Raw genomic sequence first — 18,558 nt, 5'->3', positions numbered from 1 at the left:
TGGCGATTGAAACCGCCCCTACGGGTTTCAGAGTGCACCGCTGATGCGGCGGACTCCGGATTCCTGAGGGGTGAAATGGGCAGCGACGCTCCCCTGTGCTGGGAATACCACCAGATGATCGGCGGCGATACGGATGCCGACATCCTGTCCGGGCTGGTGGTCTGCATGGCTGGGGAAGATCGACTCCAGCTGGCTGCCGGTGGCCAGTTGCAGGCGATAGAGGGTGGCGGCACCGAGGAAGGTCTTGCCGATCACCGTGGCGCGCAAGTCGCTGTCCGGTGCGTGGACGATGTCGTCTGGGCGCAGCAGGACATCCACTGCCGACCCCTGCGGCCAGGTATAGGCGCGGTTGCCGCGGATGGTGCCCAGTTCCGTATTCACTGCGTCGGCGGAAATCAGCTGACCGCGAATGAAATAACCCTGGCCGACGAAGCTGGCGACGAAGGGCGTCAGCGGCTCGTGGTACAGGTTATAGGGCGTGTCCCACTGCTCCAGCAGGCCGTTCCGGAATACGCCGACATGGTCACTGACGGCAAAGGCCTCTTCCTGGTCGTGGGTCACCAGGATGGCGCTGGTACCGCGCGCCTTGAGAATCTCGCGAACCTCCTGGCTGAGGCGTCTGCGCAGTTCACCATCGAGGTTGGAGAAGGGTTCGTCGAGCAGCAGCAGGCGTGGCTCCGGCGCCAGGGCACGGGCCAGGGAAACGCGCTGTTGCTGGCCGCCGGAGAGTTCATGGGGATAACGCCTGGACAGATGGCCGAGCTTCACCAGCTCCAGCAGCTCGGCGACCTTGGCCTCGCAGTCGGGCTCCTTGCGGATGCCGAAGGCGACGTTGTCGGCTACGGTCAGGTGCGGGAACAGGGCGTAGTCCTGGAAGACCATGCCGATCCGTCGCTTCTCCGGTGCCAGGGTATAGCCGGCGCGGGAGATGACCTCGTCAGCCAGCTGGATTTCGCCTTCCAGCACCGGTTCGAAACCGGCGATGGCACGCAGGGTGGTGGTCTTGCCACAGCCGGAGGGGCCCAGCAGACAGCCAATGTCACCGGCATTGAGATGCAGGTTGAGGCCCCTTACGACCTGCTGGTCGTGATAACCGCAGGTAAGGTTGCGCAGGCTGAGGAGCATTTCGCGATTCATGCGTGATGGGCGTGTTCGACCAGGAGCTCGAGCAGGGCCTTTTGGGCGTGGAGACGGTTTTCCGCCTGGTCCCAGGCTACCGAGCGCGCATCATCGAGCAGATCGACGCTGATCTCCTCACCACGGTGGGCGGGCAGGCAGTGCATGAATATCACGTCTTCCGCGGCCAGGTCGAGGAGTGCCTTGTTCACCTGGTAGGGGGCGAACAGCGCCAAGCGCCTGGCGGTTTCCTCCTCCTGGCCCATGGACGTCCAGACGTCGGTGCTGACCAGGTGGGCGCCGGCGACGGCTTCACGCGGGTCGCGCACGACCTTGACGCGGTCGCCGGCTGTGGCGAGGAACTCGGCCTTGGGCTCGAAGCCTTCAGGGCAGGCGACACGCAACTGGAAGTCGAACTGGATGGCCGCTTCTATATAGGTATTGCACATGTTGTTGCCGTCGCCGATCCAGGCCACGGTCTTGCCCTGGATGTTGCCGCGATGCTCGAGGAAGGTTTGCATATCGGCCAGCAGCTGGCAGGGATGCAGGTCATCAGACAGACCGTTGATCACCGGCACACGCGAATGGGCGGCGAACTCGGTCAGCTTGCTGTGGGCAAAGGTCCGGATCATCACGGCGTCGAGCATGCGCGACATGACGATGGCGCAGTCGCTGATGGGCTCTCCACGGCCGAGCTGGGTGTCGCGCGGCGACAGGAAGATGGCCTGGCCGCCGAGCTGGATCATGCCGGCCTCGAAGGAGAGGCGGGTACGGGTGGATGCCTTTTCGAAGATCATGCCCAGTACGCGGCTTTTCAGGGGCTCGTAACGCACGCCTCGGTTGCGCAGATCCTTCAGCTCTGTGCCTCGACGGATCAGGCTGTTCAGCTCCTGGGGAGTACAGTCCATCAGGGAGAGAAAATGCCTAGCGCTCATGGTTACTACCTTTCTTCTTTTGCCACTGGCCGCGTGTCCTGGCCGGGTAATGCGGGAACAATGCAGGCGGGACGGGCGGTTGAAGCCGCACGGGGCGACGATTTAGGGGGAAGGCGCGATCTTATAAGGAAATGTCGCGGTTTTCCAATATGTGCTGGAAGCCGCGTCGTTCGTGGTTATGCGCCTGACGGATCGGCATTCGCCGGCGCTTCCCTGCGCAGTCGAGCGGGGTGCTCTAGCGCGGCGTTCGCGCCAGCTCGTACGTTGTACAACGTCATCGTGGGCGGCGGCAATCACCCATCAATCCAGATTGTTTCGGCACTGATGCTTGTCTAAGGTGTGCCCAGGCACGGGCAGCGAGGAGTATGTGGATGGCTGGGTCCGCTCCGGAACCTGTTCAGTGCTACCCGGGAGCGCAGCGCTCCCTGTGGCTGGCCTATGCCCTGCTGCTGCTGGCAGGGCTGGGGGCTATTCTGGTGAACCTGGCGCAAGTGCTGGACTCCAAGCAGATCTACCTGCAGGAGGCGGACAAGGCCAACGCCAACCTGGCCTATTCCATCGCCCAGCATGCCCAGGAATCCATCAAGGAAGCCGATATCGTCCTGAGCGGCCTGGTGGATCTGCTGGAGCGCGGCGAAAACAGCCCCGAAGCCATCAACCAACTGCTGGTGACCTACAAGCAGCGCGCCCAGCAACTGGCCGGAATTTTCATCTATGACGCCGAGGGGCGGTGGCGCTACTACACCAACCCGCCACCGACAACTCATGCGAACAACTCGGATCGCGCCTATTTCCAACTTCACCGCCATTCGGTGAGCCGCGACACTCAAGTGAGCAACCCGATTCGCAGCCGCTCCACCGGCGAATGGATATTGCCGATTTCACGCCGCCTCAATGACCGGGAAGGCCGATTTGCTGGTGTGGTGCTGGCAAGTATCCGCGTCGATCACTTCCGTGAGTTCTACAAGCACTTCGACGTTGGTGAGCAAGGGACGATCCTGATCACCATGAACGACGGCACCATCATCTACCGACGGCCGGAAAGTGTGGGGGGCACGGGAGAAAGTATGGCTGGTAGCTTCATGTTCCAGTCCGACCTGAAACGCTCGCCCGTGGGGCTTGGAGCGAGCATTTCCGTGCTCGACGGGGTGGACAGGGTCTATGCCTACCGTGCGTTGGACCACTTCCCGCTGGTGGTGGCGGTGTCCATGTCGCGGAACGAAGTGCTGGCCGAATGGGAACGCAAGGCAGCTGTCGTGGGCAGCCTCGTGGCCGTGCTGGTTCTGGCGCTCATGGTGGTGGGCGGTGGGCTGGTGACGCGAATGCGCAAACGCATGGCCGCTGCCCAGAGCATCGCGAGGGAGAACCGCGAACTTTTCCGGCTGGCCACCCGCGACAGCCTGACCGGCATTTCCAATCGACGTCAGTTCGATCAGGCCCTGCAAGTCGAGTTTCATCGCGCCGCCACGGTGAACACGCCCCTGGCGTTGGTGATGATCGATGTCGACTACTTCAAGGCCTTCAACGATCGCTATGGCCATCAGGCCGGAGATGTCTGCCTGAAGGCGGTGAGCGACGTGTTGCGGCGTTTCAAGGTGCGCGCCGGCGATACCGTGGCGCGCTACGGAGGTGAGGAGTTCGCCGTGCTGCTGCCGCACACCGATCTTGCCGGTGCGCGATTGGTGGCGGAACGGATTCGGCAGGCAGTCTACGAGCAGGGCCTGATTCATTCGGGAAATCCCTTCGGTGTCGTGACGGTGAGCGTGGGGGCGCACAGCCAGGTGCCGGGGCCGGATGACCGGCCGGAGCAGTTGCTGGAGTGCGTCGACGCTGCGCTCTATCGGGCCAAGAGTTCGGGGCGGAACCAGGTTTGCCTGGCTGAGCCGACACCCTGAAGCCGGATCCCTGGGTGCTCAGGAGCGGTACGACGGGAAACTATCTGAATGTCTTTTCGGAAAGCATGAACTGATGCTTCGCGGTGCCGGTTGGTAGGTTTGCGGGTCCCCGGAATCGGGTGATGCCCGGGGACGGCATCCGCGCAAGGAACATCAGCGGAGCCGCTCAGACATTCAATGATCCATGGAGATCCCAATGAAGAAGTTCCTCGTTCCCGCCGCCCTGGCTGCTGCCCTTGCTGTCCTGACTGGCTGCAGCAGCTACAACGTCAGCCAGCCGACTTCACCGCTGAATGGCAAAGTGAAGACCGACCTGAAGGCTGATGTCGCTGTGGGCGAGCAGATCAGTGGACAGTCCCAGGTGAACATCCTGTTCAACGTCCTGCAGTTCGGCGGGGACTCTCAATTCGCTGACGGCGTAGCCTACGGTGGCGATGCCGGTGGCGGACTGCCCTTCGGTCCGGACCCCATCTCCGCCGTCAAGTCCGCAGCCGCCTACAAAGCGGTCAAGGAGTCCGGCGCCGACCTGATCGTCGCGCCGCGGTACGAACTCACCGTGCAGGACTATGTCGTGTTCAAGAAGGTGACCGCCAAGGTCACCGGCAACAAAGGCACCATCAAGTCCATCCGCTAACCGGGGTGGCGAATCGGCAGGCATGATGCCTGCCGATTCATGGCGCTGACGCTGCTGGTCGAGCAGCGAATCTGGCTCCATAGTCTTGTTCTTGCGACCCGACCGGTCGTCTCGAACAAGAATAGAGGCCAGGCCATGACCAAGACCCTCCACCACCGTGCGTGCCATCTCTGCGAGGCCATCTGCGGCCTGACCATTGAGACCGAAGATCAGGATGACGGCACGCGTCGCATCCTTTCTATCAAGGGTGACGCCCAGGATAGCTTCAGTCGTGGCCATATCTGCCCCAAGGCCGTGGCCCTGCAGGACATCCAGAACGATCCAGATCGCATCCGTCAGCCCATGCGCCGTGCCGGAAACGAATGGCTGCCCATTGAATGGGACGAGGCCTTCGCCCTGGTCGCCGAGCGCCTGGCCGACATACAGGCGCGCCACGGTAACAATGCGGTGGCCGTGTATCAGGGTAATCCGAGCGTGCACAACTATGGGCTGATGACCCATAGCAACTACTTTCTCGGCCTGCTCAAGACCCGAGGGCGTTTCTCCGCCACCTCGGTGGACCAGTTGCCCCATCACCTGATCAGCCAGCAGATGTACGGCCATGGCCTGTTGATTCCGATCCCTGATATCGATCACACCCAGTTCATGCTGATCCTCGGCGGCAATCCGCTAGCCTCCAACGGCAGCATCATGACCGTACCGGACGTCGAGAAGCGCCTGAAGGCACTGCAGGGACGAGGCGGCAAGCTGGTGGTGGTGGACCCGCGTCGCAGCGAAACTGCAGCCATGGCCGACCAGCATCTGTTCGTGCGGCCGGGGCAGGATGCGGCGTTGCTGTTCGGCCTGCTCAATACCTTGTTCGAAGAAGGGCTGGGCCGTGCAACCCATTTGCAGGTTGACGGGCTGGAGCAGGTACGGGACGCCATCGCACACTTCACCCCGGAAACCATGAGCCAGCGCTGCGGTATTCCGGCAGAGCAGATTCGCCAACTGGCGCGAGACTTCGCCGCAGCGGAAAGCGCGGTTTGCTATGGCCGGATGGGTGTGTCCACCCAGGCCTTCGGTAGCCTCTGTCAATGGTTGATCCAGCTCATCAACCTGGTTACCGGTAATGTGGATCGGGTTGGAGGCGTGCTTTGCACCGAACCGGCAGTCGACCTGGTGGCTGCGACCTCCGGTGGCCACTTCAATCGTTGGCAGAGCCGCGTATCCGGTTTACCCGAGTACGGCGGTGAGCTACCAGTGGCGGCGCTTGCCGAGGAGATGCTCGTCCCCGGTGAGGGGCAGGTAAGAGCATTGGTGACGGTCGCCGGCAACCCGGTGCTGTCCACACCTAACGGCCGACAACTGGAACAAGCCCTGGACGGTCTGGAGTTCATGCTCAGCATCGACTTCTACATCAACGAGACCACCCGTTACGCCGACCTGATCCTGCCACCCACCGCACCGCTGGAGCACGAGCACTACGACACCACTTTCAACCTTTTCGCCGTGCGCAATGTCACCCGTTTCAACGAGGCGGTGCTGGCCAGACCGGTGGGGGCGCTGCACGATTGGGAGATATTCGTCGGCCTGGCCAAGGCATTCGCCGCGCGTACCGGCATCGAACTGAAGCCGACTCTGGCACCGGAGCAGATGATAGATCTCGGCCTGCGTGCGGGCCCCTATGGCGACCGGACCGAGCACAAGCTTTCCGTGGCTCGCCTGCGTGACCGTCCGCATGGCATCGACCTTGGACCGCTGAAACCCAATCTGGCCGGTCGCCTGAAGACCGCCAGCGGCAAGGTGGAGGCCGCGCCGGCGATCCTTCTCGGCGACCTCGAGCGCTTCTCGTCGCAGCCTGCGCCCGGTGAAGGTGAGCTGGTGCTGATCGGTCGCCGCCATGTGCGCAGCAACAATTCCTGGATGCACAACTATCACCGTCTGGTAAAGGGCAAGCCGCGCCACCAGTTACTGATGCATCCGCGCGATCTGGAGGTCCGCGGGCTGGTGGATGGGCAGCGGGTAAAAGTGCGCTCGCGAGTGGGCGTGATCGAGGTAGAGGTGGGCGCCAGCCTGGATATGATGCCCGGCGTGGTCAGCCTGCCCCATGGCTGGGGTCACGCGCGGCCCGGTGTGCGCATGGGCATCGCCAGCGAACAGCCGGGTGCCAGTGCCAACGACCTGACCGACGAACGCCAGTTGGACGCGCTTTCCGGCAATGCGGCACTCAATGGCGTTCCTGTGGAAGTGGTAGCCGCCTGAGGACAAGGGAAGCCCGAGCGCGCCGCTCGGCTTTCCGTTACAATGCCGCCATCCTGCCGACTCGACAGTCGGAAAGTTCAGCCGAGGTGCCCAATGGATATCATCGAAACCATCAAAGAGCAGATCGCCAACAACACTGTCCTGCTGTACATGAAAGGCTCGCCGAACGCTCCGCAATGCGGCTTCTCGGCCCGTGCCGCGCAAGTCCTGATGGCTTGCGGCGAGAAGTTCGCCTACGTCGACATCCTGCAGAACCCAGAAATCCGCGCCAATCTGCCGAAGTACGCCAACTGGCCGACCTTCCCGCAACTGTGGGTAGGCGGTGAACTGGTTGGTGGCAGCGACATCATGACCGAGATGTTCGAGAAGGGTGAGTTGCAGACCCTGGTCAAGGAAGCTGTGAGCAAGGCCAGCGCCTGATCACTCTTGAATAAAAAAGAGCCCCGCAAATGCGGGGCTTTTTATTTCTAATGGTTCTTCGTATATATCGGTTTTCTATTTTCTAATTGAAAAAATCTTGTTTGGAATGTTTTGATTCGTAGACGTCATGAATGAAAAAGCCCCGCATCTGCGGGGCTCTTTGTCTGGTGCCGGATTACTCGTCCATCTGCGATTGCAGGTAGTTTTCCAGGCCGACTTTCTCGATCAGGCCCAGTTGAGTCTCCAGCCAGTCGATGTGTTCTTCTTCGGACTCGAGGATTTCTTCCAGCAGTTCGCGGCTGCCGTAATCGCCCACGCTTTCGCAGTAGGCAATGGCTGACTTCAGGTCCGGTATGGCTTGTTGCTCCAGCTTCAGGTCACTGGCCAGCATTTCCTTGGTGTTCTCGCCGATCATCAGCTTGCCAAGGTCTTGCAGGTTGGGGAGGCCTTCGAGGAAGAGGATGCGCTTGATCAGTTTGTCCGCGTGCTTCATCTCGTCGATGGACTCGTGGTACTCGTGGTCGCCCAATTTCTTCAGGCCCCAGTCTTCGTACATGCGGGCGTGCAGAAAATACTGGTTGATCGCAACAAGCTCGTTGCCGAGGATCTTGTTGAGATGCTGTATGACCTTCTTGTCGCCTTTCATGTGGAGTCCTGCCATCGGAATAGTTGAAGATCAGCAAATTTTGATCTTCGTATTGTTGTATGTCAAATATAAGTAGTTGAATTTCAAGTGAATTTGAATATGAATAAGAATGTTTAACTTCTACATTTGAAGTCTAAATGTTTGAAAAACAGGCACAAAAAAACCGGACACTGAGGTCCGGTTCTTTTCGTTTCCGCCAAACGGTCAGCCGATGGCGTATGCGGCAGGGTAGGCGAGGGCGGCCTGGCTGCTCTGCACCTCGGCGAGGGTTTCTTTGACCACCTGCTTGGCGAGGCAGGCACACTTGCCACATTGGGTACCCACTTCCAGGGTGTTGCGTACTTCGCGATAGCTGCAGCAGCCTTCGTAGATGGCTTCGCGAATTTGACCGTCAGTGACACCTAGACAGAGACAGACGTACATGGCGACTCAAGGCTCGGATAGTGGTTCGATGGGGGGATACTAATGTTAATGAGAATGATTGTCAAAACTTTGGCTGAAAGACCCGGACTAGAGGCTTTCCTGGCCTCCCGAACGGGGATTCGTCGGACTTGACCCACTAGTCGAAAGCGGTGGGCGGAGACCCTTGCCGAGTGTATGATTGCCAGTCCTTTTTGGAGCGGGTGTCACGGCGTCGCCACATTGGTCGGCCAGGCTGTGACGCCCGGCCCCGTTGATTACTCATGACAACTCAGGAGACATGGAATGAGCGTACTCGTAGGCAAGCAGGCTCCGGACTTCACCGTTGCCGCCGTTCTGGGCAATGGCGAAATCGTTGACAGCTTCAACCTGTCCTCGGCCATCAAAGGCAAATACGGTCTGGTGTTCTTCTACCCGCTGGACTTCACCTTCGTTTGCCCGTCCGAGCTGATCGCCCTGGACCACCGCATTCCCGAGTTCCAGGCTCGCGGTGTGGAAGTGATCGGCGTATCGATCGACTCCCACTTCACCCACAACGCCTGGCGTAACACCCCGGTAGACAAGGGCGGCATCGGCCCGGTCAAGTACACCCTGGCTGCCGACATGAAGCACGACATCGCCAAGGCGTACGACGTTGAGTCCGAAGACGGCGTGGCTTACCGTGGCGCGTTCCTGATCGACAAGAATGGCGTTGTCCGTTCCCAGATCGTCAACGACCTGCCGCTGGGTCGTAACATGGACGAGCTGCTGCGTCTGGTCGACGCCCTGCAATTCACCGAAGAGCACGGTGAAGTCTGCCCGGCTAACTGGAAGAAAGGCGACAAGGGCATGACCGCTTCTCCGGAAGGCGTTGCCCAGTACCTGGCCGAGAACGCTTCTTCCCTGTAAGCGTTTCCAGGCTGAAAGAAAAAGCCCCGAAAGTTCGGGGCTTTTTCATGTCTGGCGTTTCGCCAACGACTCAATCGTCGTCGTCGATCCAACCGCCCATTTCCTTCCAGCGGTTGACGATGCCGCAGAACAATTCGGCAGTCTTCTCGGTGTCGTAGCGCGCCGAATGAGCCTCGCGCCCGTCGAACTCGATGCCGGCTGCCTGGCAGGCCTTGGCCAGGACGGTCTGGCCATAGGCGAGGCCGGCCAGCGTGGCGGTGTCGAAGCTGGAGAAGGGGTGGAAGGGGTTGCGCTTGAGCGCGGTCCGGTTCACCGCGGCGTTGAGGAAGCCGAGGTCGAAGCTGGAGTTGTGGCCGACCAGGATGGCGCGTTTGCAACCGTTGGCTTTGATCGACTTGCGCAGGCCACGGAAGATTTCCGTCAGCGCGTGCTCCTCGCTCACCGCCATGCGCAGCGGGTGATCCAGCTTGATTCCGGTGAACTCCAGCGCGGCCTGTTCGATGTTGGCGCCTTCGAATGGCTCGACGCGGAAGAAGTGGGTGTGATCCGGGTAGAGGAAGCCCTGCTCATCCATGGCGATGGTGGTCGCGGCGATTTCCAGCAAGGCGTCGGTGGCGGCATTGAAACCGCCGGTTTCCACGTCCACCACAACGGGCAGGTAGCCGCGGAAGCGCGCCGCCATGGGGTGGCGGGGGCCTGACGGCAGGCTGCCGTCCAGTTCGTCGTCGTACAGGTCTTCGCTCACGCTTGTTCCTCCAGCAGGCGCCAGCGCAGTTTCTCGCCGGCACGCAGCGGCACCACTACCTGTTCGCCCAGCGGCAGGGTGGCGGGTGCGGTCCATTCCTCGCGTACGAGGGTGATGCGGTCGGTGTTACGCGGCAGGCCGTAGAAGTCCGGGCCGTGGAAGCTGGCGAAGGCTTCCAGCTTGTCCAGGGCGTTGCGTTGCTCGAAGGCTTCGGCGTACAGCTCGATGGCCGCATACGCGGTGTAGCAGCCGGCGCAGCCGCAGGCAGCTTCCTTGGCATGCTTGGCGTGCGGGGCCGAGTCGGTACCCAGGAAGAACTTGGTGCTGCCACTGGTGGCGGCATCCAGCAGGGCTTCCTGATGCACGTTGCGCTTGAGGATCGGCAGGCAATAGAAGTGCGGACGGATACCGCCTACCAACATGTGGTTGCGGTTGTACAGCAGGTGGTGGGCGGTGATGGTGGCGCCGACGTTGGCCGAGGCCGACTCTACGAATTGCACCGCGTCACCGGTGGTGATGTGCTCGAACACCACCTTCAGGGTCGGGAAACGCTCGACCACGCGGGTCAGGTGCTCGTCGATGAACACCTTCTCGCGGTCGAATACGTCGATCTCGCCGCGGGTCACTTCACCGTGGACCAGCAGCAGCATGCCGACTTCGGCCATGGCTTCCAGGGCCGGGAAGATCTTGTCGACGCTGGTGACGCCGGAGTCCGAGTTGGTGGTGGCGCCGGCCGGGTAGAGCTTGGCGGCGTGGACGAAACCGGAAGCCTTGGCCGCGCGGATGTCCTCCGGGCTGGTGCGATCGGTGAGGTAGAGCACCATCAGCGGCTCGAAGCGGCTGCCGGCCGGACGTGCCGACAGGATGCGCTGGCGATAGGCATCGGCTTCCTCGGCATTGCGCACCGGGGGCACCAGGTTGGGCATGATGATGGCGCGGCCGAAAGTACGGGCGGCATCGGCAACGGTATGGGCCAGGACGGCGCCATCACGTAGATGGATGTGCCAGTCGTCGGGACGCAGGAGGGTCAAACGGTCGGACATGAGGGGCTTCCAGGCGGGCAGAACTGGGCCGTCATGCTACCGGAAAAGCCCTCCAGGGGCACGCAGGGCTTGAGCCTGCGGCAAGCGGGCAACCAAATTTGCGCTCAAGTTTTGCCGAGCGGCACCGATATCCAGCAGGAACGCCGTAATTCCCCGTGGAGCCTGCCGTGCGCCAGCGCTATCTCGTCTTCCTGAGCTTGTTCGCCAGCCTGCCTGCCATGGCCATCACCTTCCAGACGCGTCTGGAGAAAGTCGAGTGGAAGGTCGAGGGCGACAAGTTCGAATGCCGCCTCTCGCAGCCCATCACGGACTTCGGTGCGGGCGAGTTCGTGCGCCGAGCCGGCGAGCAGGCCACCTTCCGCCTGAAGGCGCGCGAGCGCTGGATGGGGGCCGGCTCCGCCACCTTGCTGGCGGCTGCGGCGCCCTGGCAGCCGGGGAGGGGGGACATCAACCTCGGCGTCGTCAGCGTCGGGGGCGGTGAAGTACCCTTCAACAGTTCCCAGCAACAGGCTGGACGCCTGCTCACAGGCCTTTTGGAAGGCCGCAGCCCGCTGGTGCGCCACCGCACCCTGCAAGGCGGCGATGCCATGGAGGTACGCCTGCTGCCGGTGAAGTTCAATCAGGCCTATCAGGATTACCTGGCCTGCACCGCCAAGCTTCTGCCGGTGAACTTCGACCAGATCAGGCATCTGCAGCTCGGTTTCCCCGGCGGTGGCGTCGAGCTGGACGACATGGCCAGGGCCAAGCTGGAAATCATGCTCGACTTCATCAAGGCCGACCCCAGCGTCAATCACATCGAAATCGACGGTCACTCCGACAATAGCGGTAACCGCCTGACCAACCGCGATCTGTCGCGTCGCCGTGCGTTGACCGTGTTCGACTACTTTAAGGCCAATGGCTTCCCGGAGGCGCAAATGGTCATGCGTTTCCATGGTGAGCGTTATCCGCTGGCGCCAAACAACAGCTCGGCCAATCGCGCGAAAAACCGCCGCGCCACCGTACAGCTTTCCCGCGTCGAGTTGCCTGCGGAGGCCCCAGCGACCGCTCCGGCTTCGACCTCCACTCCGGCAGAGACACCTGCTCCCGCCGCTGCCCCGGTCCAAGCTCCCACCAAGCCTGGCGTCCAGGGCGCTGTCCCCAAATCCCAGTCGCCGGCCGGTTCCTGACCCGACCACTCGTCGCGCGGCCGACAGAATCTGTCGCCTCGTCGTCATAAGCTGTCGCGCCACTGTAATTTGGCCGCCAGGGTCAGTAGAATCACGGGTTTTTCGTACAACCCCCGTGGAGTTGATGGCATGGCGGACGTGAAGAAGGTTGTCCTGGCTTATTCCGGTGGCCTGGACACCTCGGTGATCCTCAAGTGGCTGCAAGATACCTATAACTGCGAAGTGGTGACCTTCACCGCTGACCTCGGCCAGGGCGAAGAGGTCGAGCCGGCCCGCGCCAAGGCCCAGGCAATGGGCGTCAAGGAAATCTACATCGATGACCTGCGCGAAGAGTTCGTCCGCGACTTCGTCTACCCGATGTTCCGCGCCAACACTGTCTACGAAGGCGAGTACCTGCTGGGTACCTCCATCGCCCGTCCGCTGATCGCCAAGCGCCTGATCGAAATCGCCAACGAGACCGGCGCCGATGCCATCTCCCACGGCGCGACCGGCAAGGGTAACGACCAGGTGCGTTTCGAGCTTGGCGCCTATGCGCTGAAACCGGGCGTGAAAGTGATCGCTCCCTGGCGCGAGTGGGACCTGCTGTCCCGCGAGAAGCTGATGGACTACGCCGAGAAACACGGTATCCCGATCGAGCGCCACGGCAAGAAGAAGTCCCCGTACTCCATGGATGCCAACCTGCTGCACATCTCTTATGAAGGCGGCGTGCTGGAAGACACCTGGACCGAGCATGAAGAAGACATGTGGAAGTGGACCACTTCCCCGGAAAGCGCGCCGGATTCCCCGACCTATATCGAGCTGACCTACCGTAACGGCGACATCGTCGCCATTGACGGCAAGGACATGACCCCGGCCCAGGTGCTCACCGAACTGAACCGTGTCGGTGGCATCAACGGTATCGGTCGCCTCGACATCGTCGAGAACCGCTACGTCGGCATGAAGTCCCGCGGCTGCTACGAGACTCCCGGCGGCACCATCATGCTCAAGGCTCACCGCGCCATCGAGTCCATCACCCTGGACCGCGAAGTGGCCCACCTGAAAGACGAGCTGATGCCGAAGTACGCCAGCCTGATCTACACCGGTTACTGGTGGAGCCCGGAGCGTCTGATGCTGCAGCAGATGATCGACGCCTCCCAGGCCAACGTGAACGGTGTGGTACGCCTGAAGCTGTACAAGGGCAACGTCATCGTGGTCGGTCGCAAGTCCGACGACTCCCTGTTCGACGCCAACATCGCCACCTTTGAGGACGATGCCGGCGCCTACAACCAGGCCGACGCTGCTGGCTTCATCAAGCTCAACGCCCTGCGCATGCGCATCGCTGCAGGCAAGGGCCGCAAGCTGTTCTGATAAGCTTGTCAGCATGAGCCTACGAACCCCGGCCATGAGCCGGGGTTCGCATTTATAGCCCGAGAAAACGGGCAACCGATGAGGAAGCAACGATGAGACTGCTGCATACCATGCTGCGAGTCGGCGACCTGGACAAATCCATCGCCTTCTACACCGAAGTGCTGGGCATGACCCTGCTGCGTCGCAAGGACTACCCGGACGGCCAGTTCACCCTCGCGTTCGTCGGCTACGGTGACGAAGCCCACAACAGCGTGATCGAGCTGACCTACAACTGGGGTGTGGACAAGTACGAGCTGGGTACCGCGTACGGTCACATCGCCCTGGAAGTGGATGACGTCTACAAGGCCTGCGAGGACATCCGCGCCCGTGGCGGCAAGGTCACCCGTGAGCCGGGGCCGATGAAACACGGCACCAGCATCCTGGCGTTCGTGGAAGATCCCGACGGTTACAAGATCGAATTGCTGTCTCCCTCTCGCAACGACTGAAGCTCTGTGCTGATATGAAACCGGGGCGCAATCGCCCCGGTCAGGAGGCGTGGTTCTATGGATGGTTCCGCAATCAGCTACGAACGTAATCTCGAATGCCTGGTTCGGGCCATCCAGGAGCTTTCCCTGGCCCGTGATCTCGACCGTATCGCCGAGATCGTGCGCAGCGCGGCGCGGGAGTTGGTCGGTGCCGATGGCGCTACCTTCGTCCTGCGCGATGGCGATCGCTGCTACTACAAGGACGAGGACGCCATCTCGCCATTGTGGAAAGGCCTGCGCTTCCCCATGGAGACCTGCATCAGCGGCTGGGCCATGCTCAATCGCGAACCTGCGGTGATCGAGGACATCTACCAGGACTCGCGCATCCCCCACGACGCATACCGCCCGACATTCGTCAAAAGCCTGGTCATGGTACCCATCCGCAGCATGGCCCCGGTGGGGGCTATCGGCACCTACTGGGCTACTCCGCGCCTCGCGAATGCGAGGGAGGTCGGGCTGCTGCAAGCCCTGGCGGACTCCACCTCGGTGGCCATGGAAAACGTCCAGCTCTACAACGAGCTGGAGCAGCGGGTCGTTGCCCGTACCCAGGAATTGGTGGCGGCCAACCGCCTGCTCTATGACGAAGCCTGCGAGCGCGAGCGTGTCGAGCAGGACATCCAGCGCTTTTCCATGACCGACGAACTCACCGGCCTGCATAACCGCCTCGGCTTCCTGCGCCACGCCCCCGAGGAGCTGGATGCTGCACGCCGGCGCGACATGCCTTGCCTGTTACTCCATCTGCAAGTGGACAGCAACGACAGCGGACCGGGCGAGAGCCTGCCGCTGGTGGCCGCGCGGATGCTGCGGGCGCAATTCCGTCGAAATGACCTTCTGGCGCGCCTTGGCGGTGGTGAGTTCCTCGTACTGACCACTGGCTACAGTGACCCGGATGCCGTGCTGCAACGCCTGCGTGCCGGTTTGGGTGCCTTCAACCGTGCTGCAGAGCAAAGCCTGACGCTGCGCATTGGCCATGCCGAGTCCAGTCGCGGTCAGGACCTCGATCAACTGCTGCTCGAAGCGGACAATGCCCTGCATCGCAGCGGGCCGGAACTGGGCTGACCCCCGATTCTGGCTGGACGCAGCGCTTCGCTATATAGTTCGCCACATAGCGGAAACCGATCATCCGGCCAACCCATGAACTTCCCCCTTGACCGTACCGACCTGGCCGCCATCTGGCTGACCCTGGAACTGGCAACCCTCACCACGGTGCTCCTGCTGTTACTGGGCACGCCCATCGCCTGGTGGCTGGCGCGCACCCGCTCACGCTTGAAGGGGGCCGTGGCTGCCGTGGTCGCCCTGCCACTGGTGCTGCCGCCCACCGTCATCGGTTTCTACCTGCTCGTCAGCATGGGCCCCCATGGGTTCATCGGGCAGTTCACCCAGAGCCTTGGGCTCGGCACCTTGCCCTTTACCTTCGCCGGCCTGGTGGTCGGGTCGGTGATCTACTCCATGCCTTTTGTGGTGCAGCCCCTGCAGAACGCCTTCACCGCCATTGGCCAACGTCCGCTGGAAGTGGCTGCGACCCTGCGCGCCAGCCCCTGGGACACATTTTTCTCGGTGGTACTGCCCTTGGCGCGCCCCGGCTTCGTCACCGCCTCCATCCTCGGTTTTGCCCACACGATTGGGGAGTTCGGCGTGGTGCTGATGATCGGCGGCAATATTCCCGAGAAGACCCGCGTGGTCTCGGTGCAGATCTTCGACCATGTCGAAGCCATGGAGTATGCCCAGGCCCACTGGCTGGCCGGCGGCATGCTGCTGTTCTCCTTCCTCATCCTGCTGGCGCTCAACACCAGCCGGCGCCTCAAACCCGGCTGGACCTGAGCCATGCAACAGATTCGTGCACGTTTCCGCCTGCGCCACCCGGGTTTTGCCCTGGAGGCCGACCTCGAACTACCCGGCCGGGGCGTCAGTGCCCTGTTCGGCCATTCCGGCTCGGGCAAGACCAGCCTGCTGCGCTGCATCGCTGGCCTCGAGCAGGCCGCCGAGGGGTTCCTGGAAGTCAATGGCGAGGTCTGGCAAGACAGCGCCCGTGGCCGTTTCCTGCCCACCCACAAGCGTCCCCTGGGCTATGTGTTCCAGGAAGCCAGCCTGTTCGAGCACCTCTCGGTGAAGCACAACCTGGCGTTCGGACTGCGGCGCATTCCTCCGGGGCAGCGTCGTGTCGAGCTGGAACAGGCTGTGGAGTTACTGGGAATCGGCCATTTGCTGGAACGCATGCCGGGCGGTCTGTCAGGCGGTGAACGGCAGCGCGTCGGCATCGCCCGCGCCCTGCTGACCAGCCCGAGCCTGCTGCTGATGGACGAGCCCCTGGCGGCGCTGGACCTCAAGCGCAAGGCCGAGATCCTGCCCTATCTGGAGCGCCTGCACGACGAACTGGATATTCCGGTGATTTACGTCAGCCACTCGCCGGAAGAAGTCGCGCGCCTTGCCGACCACCTGGTACTGCTCGACAACGGCCAGGTGCTGGCCAGCGGTCCGTTGGACCAGACGCTGGCGCGCCTGGACCTGCCCATCGCCCGGGAAGATGAAGCGGGTGTCGTGATCGAAGGGCGGGTGCAAGGTTTCGATGCCCGGTACCAGTTGCTGACCCTGGGGCTGCCCGGCAGCTCACTCAGTGTGCGGGTGGCCCACTCGCCAGTCGCCGAGGGCCGCTCCCTGCGCTTCCGGGTGCTGGCGAGGGATGTCAGCCTGAGCCTGGAAAAGCAGCGCGACAGCAGCATCCTCAACCTGCTGCCGGCGCGGGTGCTGGAGGAGTCCTCGGCCGCCAACCCGGCCCATGTACTCGTCCGTCTCGAGGTGGACGGCACGCCAATTCTGGCGCGCATAACACGCTTTTCCCGTGATCAGCTCGGTCTCTACCCGGGCCAGCCGCTCTGGGCACAGATCAAGTCGGTGGCGCTGCTGGCCTGAGGTTGGACAGCTCGCAGGGGATATCGCCTTTCATACCCGCCAACGAAGCGGCGTCCGGGGGCGGGAAGGGGGCCGAGGGCATCGTCCCGGATTACATCCGGCTACAGGGCTTGGGTCACACGGCGTCGTGATTCCCCGAAGGCTCCACGCACACGCAATTGCGTCCTGACTGCTTGGCTCGGTAGAGGCCACGGTCGGCGCGGCCGATCAGGCTGTCGAGCGAGTCATCCGGGTGCATCTGGGCCAGGCCGATGCTGGTGGTTACCTGCAGGTTCACCCCTTTGAAGGGATAGCGCTTGGCGGCCACTTCGCTGCGGACCTTCTCGGCCAACTGGTGGGCGGTGGAATTTCCGGTGTCCTTGAGCAGGATGATGAACTCCTCGCCACCCCAGCGACAGATGATGTCCGACTGACGCAGGCTGTCTCGCAGGTTCTGGGCGAAGCCCAGCAGCACCTCATCACCCGCCTGATGGCCGTAGGTGTCGTTGAGCATCTTGAAGTGGTCGAGGTCCAGCATCAGCGCCACCAGCGGTTTGCGGTCCCGCCGGGCTTCTTGCAGCGCCTGGCCGGCGAGCAACTCGAAGCCGCGCCGGTTCGGCAGGCCGGTCAGGCTGTCGGTGGTGGCCAGCGCGGCGATGCTGTGCTGGTAACGGCGCATCAGGCGGGTCACCAGCACCAGCACGACGGCGGTGACCAGCAGGCAGATCATCAGGTTTAGGTAGAGGGTGTTGCGCAGGCTGGCGAGCAGGCCGCCTTCGTGTTTGTCGACGAACAGGTACCAGTCCAGCTCGGGGATATAGCGCACGTTCAGGTAGTGGTCGCGGCCGCGTTCGTGGTACTCGAATTTGCCGGTCTGCGGACGGCGCAGCTTGGCCTGCAGGTCTTCAAGACCCGGCACCTCCGCCAGGGACTGGCCGGCCCGCGCACCCAGCGGGCCGCCGTCCGCCCCGGTGAGGACTATGCGCCCAGCGGTATCGACGAAGTAGACGCTGCGGTCGTAGCGGCGTTGGTATTCGTCTATCAGCTTGATCACTGCATCTACCGTCAGGCCGACGCCGGTGGCGCCGAGGAACTTGCCGTCGTAGTCGAACACCTTGTAGTTGATGAAGATGGTCAACTGGTCCTGGTTGGCCATGTCCACATCGACGTTGATTTCGTAGGGCTCCTTCATGTCCCGCACGCGGAAGTACCAGATGTCCCGGGGCTCCTTCGGGTTCACCTTTTTCAGCACACCCTTGGTCTGGTAGTAGGTGAGCGTGCGGTCTGAGATGAAGAAGCTGGTGAAGGCGCCGTAGTGCTCCTGGATCTCGCGCAGGTAGCGGGTCATCTGCTCGACGTCCTTCTCACCCAGCATCACCCAGTCACGCACGAAGGTGTCGCGGCTCATCATCGAGGAAATCAGAATGGGCCGAACCAGGTCCTTCTGGATTTCCGAGTAGACGTTGTCCGAAGTCAGCGGCAGTTCGGTGTTGATGAGGCTGTTGCGAATGGACTTGAGCGACGCCTGGTAACTCACCAGAGAGGTGGCCAGGAAGCCGCTGCCGAGCAGCAGTACCAGGGTGACGACCAACAGGCGATGGCTTTGCTTGGCGTGTTCTTTTAACGGCATCGGGCAATCTGGCCTC

General features: G+C 62.3%; 18 protein-coding genes. 11 read left to right on the top strand and 7 right to left on the bottom strand.

Annotated features, from left to right (window positions below):
• Positions 1 to 27: 27 nt before the first annotated feature.
• Positions 28 to 1,137: an ABC transporter ATP-binding protein gene (locus E8F20_RS01895; RefSeq protein WP_280282187.1), complete on the bottom strand. Its 1,110-nt coding sequence runs from the start codon at positions 1,135 to 1,137 to the stop codon at positions 28 to 30.
• Positions 1,134 to 2,051 (bottom strand): ornithine carbamoyltransferase, encoded by a 918-nt coding sequence (gene argF / locus E8F20_RS01890; RefSeq protein ID WP_280282186.1) that lies wholly within the window; start codon positions 2,049 to 2,051, stop codon positions 1,134 to 1,136. Before argF ends, E8F20_RS01895 begins: the two co-directional genes overlap by 4 nt.
• Before the next feature lie 371 nt (positions 2,052 to 2,422).
• Between argF and E8F20_RS01885 the strand changes: the two genes are divergently transcribed.
• The 4 genes from E8F20_RS01885 (at position 2,423) to grxD (ending at position 7,244) form a co-directional block, all read left to right on the top strand.
• Positions 2,423 to 3,946 carry a sensor domain-containing diguanylate cyclase gene (locus tag E8F20_RS01885; protein ID WP_280282185.1) on the top strand — a complete coding sequence of 508 codons (1,524 nt, stop codon included), beginning with the start codon at positions 2,423 to 2,425 and terminating at the stop codon, positions 3,944 to 3,946.
• Between the two features lie 196 nt (positions 3,947 to 4,142).
• Complete coding sequence (locus tag E8F20_RS01880; RefSeq protein WP_280282184.1) at positions 4,143 to 4,580, top strand: hypothetical protein; 438 nt, start codon at positions 4,143 to 4,145, stop codon at positions 4,578 to 4,580.
• A 135-nt stretch (positions 4,581 to 4,715) separates the two neighbouring features.
• Positions 4,716 to 6,824, top strand: a complete 2,109-nt coding sequence (locus E8F20_RS01875) for a molybdopterin oxidoreductase family protein (RefSeq protein ID WP_280282183.1) — start codon at positions 4,716 to 4,718, stop codon at positions 6,822 to 6,824.
• Positions 6,825 to 6,917: 93 nt separating this feature from the next.
• Complete coding sequence (gene grxD / locus E8F20_RS01870; RefSeq protein ID WP_280282182.1) at positions 6,918 to 7,244, top strand: Grx4 family monothiol glutaredoxin; 327 nt, start codon at positions 6,918 to 6,920, stop codon at positions 7,242 to 7,244.
• A gap of 175 nt (positions 7,245 to 7,419) precedes the next feature.
• On the opposite strand, the gene bfr is transcribed toward grxD, so the two are convergent.
• Positions 7,420 to 7,890, bottom strand: coding sequence for a bacterioferritin (bfr, locus tag E8F20_RS01865; RefSeq protein WP_280282181.1), 471 nt, complete (start codon positions 7,888 to 7,890; stop codon positions 7,420 to 7,422).
• A gap of 204 nt (positions 7,891 to 8,094) precedes the next feature.
• On the bottom strand, positions 8,095 to 8,313 hold the full coding sequence (locus E8F20_RS01860) for a bacterioferritin-associated ferredoxin (protein WP_028626297.1): 219 nt from the start codon (positions 8,311 to 8,313) through the stop codon (positions 8,095 to 8,097).
• Positions 8,314 to 8,595: 282 nt separating this feature from the next.
• Here E8F20_RS01860 and E8F20_RS01855 point away from each other — a divergent pair, with 282 nt between their 5' ends.
• Entirely contained in the window at positions 8,596 to 9,198 is a 603-nt protein-coding gene (locus tag E8F20_RS01855; RefSeq protein WP_280282180.1) for a peroxiredoxin C, read from the top strand.
• A gap of 70 nt (positions 9,199 to 9,268) precedes the next feature.
• Here the strand turns inward: E8F20_RS01855 and rnt are convergent, their stop codons facing one another.
• Both rnt and pyrC read right to left on the bottom strand, forming a co-directional pair.
• Complete coding sequence (rnt, locus tag E8F20_RS01850) at positions 9,269 to 9,943, bottom strand: ribonuclease T (RefSeq protein WP_028626299.1); 675 nt, start codon at positions 9,941 to 9,943, stop codon at positions 9,269 to 9,271.
• Positions 9,940 to 10,986, bottom strand: a complete 1,047-nt coding sequence (gene pyrC, locus E8F20_RS01845; RefSeq protein ID WP_137822612.1) for a dihydroorotase — start codon at positions 10,984 to 10,986, stop codon at positions 9,940 to 9,942. The genes rnt and pyrC overlap by 4 nt, the downstream gene beginning before the upstream one ends.
• A 167-nt stretch (positions 10,987 to 11,153) precedes the next feature.
• On the opposite strand from pyrC, the gene E8F20_RS01840 reads away from it, so the two are divergent.
• The 6 genes from E8F20_RS01840 to modC all read left to right on the top strand — a co-directional run bounded on the left by E8F20_RS01840 (position 11,154) and on the right by modC (position 16,933).
• Complete coding sequence (locus tag E8F20_RS01840) at positions 11,154 to 12,152, top strand: OmpA family protein (RefSeq protein ID WP_280282179.1); 999 nt, start codon at positions 11,154 to 11,156, stop codon at positions 12,150 to 12,152.
• A 129-nt stretch (positions 12,153 to 12,281) separates the two neighbouring features.
• Positions 12,282 to 13,499 carry an argininosuccinate synthase gene (locus E8F20_RS01835; protein WP_028626302.1) on the top strand — a complete coding sequence of 406 codons (1,218 nt, stop codon included), beginning with the start codon at positions 12,282 to 12,284 and terminating at the stop codon, positions 13,497 to 13,499.
• Positions 13,500 to 13,591: 92 nt separating this feature from the next.
• Complete coding sequence (gene gloA, locus E8F20_RS01830; RefSeq protein WP_028626303.1) at positions 13,592 to 13,984, top strand: lactoylglutathione lyase; 393 nt, start codon at positions 13,592 to 13,594, stop codon at positions 13,982 to 13,984.
• A gap of 57 nt (positions 13,985 to 14,041) precedes the next feature.
• Positions 14,042 to 15,082 carry a sensor domain-containing diguanylate cyclase gene (locus tag E8F20_RS01825; protein WP_280282178.1) on the top strand — a complete coding sequence of 347 codons (1,041 nt, stop codon included), beginning with the start codon at positions 14,042 to 14,044 and terminating at the stop codon, positions 15,080 to 15,082.
• A gap of 75 nt (positions 15,083 to 15,157) precedes the next feature.
• Positions 15,158 to 15,844, top strand: coding sequence for a molybdate ABC transporter permease subunit (modB, locus tag E8F20_RS01820; RefSeq protein WP_280282177.1), 687 nt, complete (start codon positions 15,158 to 15,160; stop codon positions 15,842 to 15,844).
• 3 nt (positions 15,845 to 15,847) lie between these two features.
• Positions 15,848 to 16,933, top strand: a complete 1,086-nt coding sequence (gene modC / locus E8F20_RS01815; protein ID WP_280282176.1) for a molybdenum ABC transporter ATP-binding protein — start codon at positions 15,848 to 15,850, stop codon at positions 16,931 to 16,933.
• Positions 16,934 to 17,048: 115 nt separating this feature from the next.
• On the opposite strand, the gene E8F20_RS01810 is transcribed toward modC, so the two are convergent.
• On the bottom strand, positions 17,049 to 18,542 hold the full coding sequence (locus E8F20_RS01810) for a sensor domain-containing diguanylate cyclase (protein WP_280282175.1): 1,494 nt from the start codon (positions 18,540 to 18,542) through the stop codon (positions 17,049 to 17,051).
• Positions 18,543 to 18,558 lie beyond the last annotated feature (16 nt).

Origin of the sequence: Pseudomonas sp. BN415, assembly GCF_029871195.1 — a bacterium.
Lineage (GTDB): Bacteria > Pseudomonadota > Gammaproteobacteria > Pseudomonadales > Pseudomonadaceae > Metapseudomonas > Metapseudomonas resinovorans.
The sequence above is the reverse complement of the archived record's forward strand: the minus strand, read 5'-3'. Positions and strand labels throughout refer to the sequence as shown.